Below are 1,537 nucleotides of genomic sequence, written 5' to 3'. Positions count from 1 at the left end.
GGGCAGGATGCCCAATAAATCAGCATCTCCCTAGAACTGGTAAGTCGCGATGAGCCGCCAATGGCTCATGGTGGCGTCGGCCTCACGGCCCGTCCTCGGATTCACGAAGCCGTCGTACTCGCTGGTGCGGTTGACGTAGAAGGTCCGGAGCGTCAGCCCTTTCACCTGCTTTGGCTTCCACGTGAGCACCAGGTCCAGCTCGTCGGCGTTGCTGGTGGGCTCTGCCGCCGGCGACACGTTCGGCACGGCACCGATGGTGTCTGACTTCCCGTAGTCGAAATAGGCGGCCATAAACACCAGCCCAGGCATGATCATGTACTTGCCGCGTACACCCCAGGCGTCCACGTTCTCGCGGTAGGCGTTACGGGAGAAGATGGAGCTGGTGTAGGCCGGATCGGCGCCGAAGCTGTTCAGGAAGGCGGTGTCGCCATCGGAGTGGTTCCAGAAGGCATGGAAGGACCACTTCTTCTTGGGCCCAAGCAGCCCGGCCTTGAGGCCGTACAGGTTGTAGTCGAGGTCGCCGCTGCCGAAGTTGCGCTGAATGGCCGGGATGCCCTGGATACCGGCGGGGCCATCACCGACATCGTCCTGGCGTAGATACTGGGCGCCCAGGTCCAGCTTGAGCCCATTGAGCGGCACCTTGGCATCCACGTCCAGGTAGAAGTCGTTGGCGATGTCGTCTACGTAGGCGTTCCAGACGCCGACGGTGGTGTACGGAAGCCCGCTGTAGGTAATGGACGCAAGCGTCATGCCGCTGATGTCGTCCGCGTCAGGCCCAAGCGCAACCTGCCCGAGGTTGAAGAACTTGACCTGCCCGAGGCCGTCCTGGTTCGGCTGCTGCGACGCACCGCCGGTGCCTGTGCCCTCGCCGATGAAGCCCCAGTCCGTCATGGCCCGGGAGCCGAAGGACATCTGGGTGATCTGCCCAAGGGAGATGTCCAGACCCTCGATGGGCTTGGCCCCCACACGCAGCGCCGTGTAGGAGTTGGGCACGTGGTTGTAGGTGTTCTTCGTCAGCGGCGTGTCGATGGGCGCGCGGCCGGCGAAGCCGTAGAGCTGCTTGTCGCCATAGGTAACATTGACCGTGGTGAGCTGACCCTTTTGCGCACCTTCGTCGGCGACAAACATGCCGCGCGCGGTGCGATCTTCGAAGGGCTCTGGGTCGAAGTCCGTCGCACCGAAGATATCGCCGTTGAGGAAGGCGGCGGTGGTGAACTTGAAGCCGTTCCATGCTGGGCTTTGATACTTGCCCATCAGAGAGTAGGAGCTACCCGTGCTCGGGTCCCAACCGTTATTCTCGGCAGCAAGTATGGTCATGGCCCGCAATCGGGCAGTAAAGGTGCCGTAATCGGTGCCGCCGAAGTTCAGGTCATAGGCGGCGGCGCTGCCGGCGACACTGCAGCCGATGGCCGCAGCGATCAGGCGTTTCAACATCTCGCGTCTCCTTTGTTGTGGTATGACAGGCACCCCTATCGTCGGGCGGGGCCTGGTTCTTGTGGCGAGCCGAATATGACGACCCTGCGACACAGCCTATAGG

General features: G+C 62.5%; 1 protein-coding gene. It reads right to left on the bottom strand.

Annotation, left to right across the window (positions count from 1 at the left end; translation table 11 throughout):
- Positions 1-30: 30 nt before the first annotated feature.
- Positions 31-1,434 carry an OprD family outer membrane porin gene (locus tag I6U14_RS00390; protein ID WP_296895950.1) on the bottom strand — a complete coding sequence of 468 codons (1,404 nt, stop codon included), beginning with the start codon at positions 1,432-1,434 and terminating at the stop codon, positions 31-33.
- Positions 1,435-1,537: the final 103 nt, after the last annotated feature.

This window comes from Thiohalocapsa sp., from assembly GCF_019695415.1.
GTDB lineage: Bacteria > Pseudomonadota > Gammaproteobacteria > Chromatiales > Chromatiaceae > Thiohalocapsa.
The sequence above is the reverse complement of the archived record's forward strand: the minus strand, read 5'-3'. Positions and strand labels throughout refer to the sequence as shown.

What these genes read in the sequence shown, in the direction of transcription:
- I6U14_RS00390 (WP_296895950.1), bottom strand. Translation starts at nt 1,434, where the DNA reads ATGTTGAAACGCCTGATCGCTGCGGCCATCGGCTGCAGTGTCGCCGGC.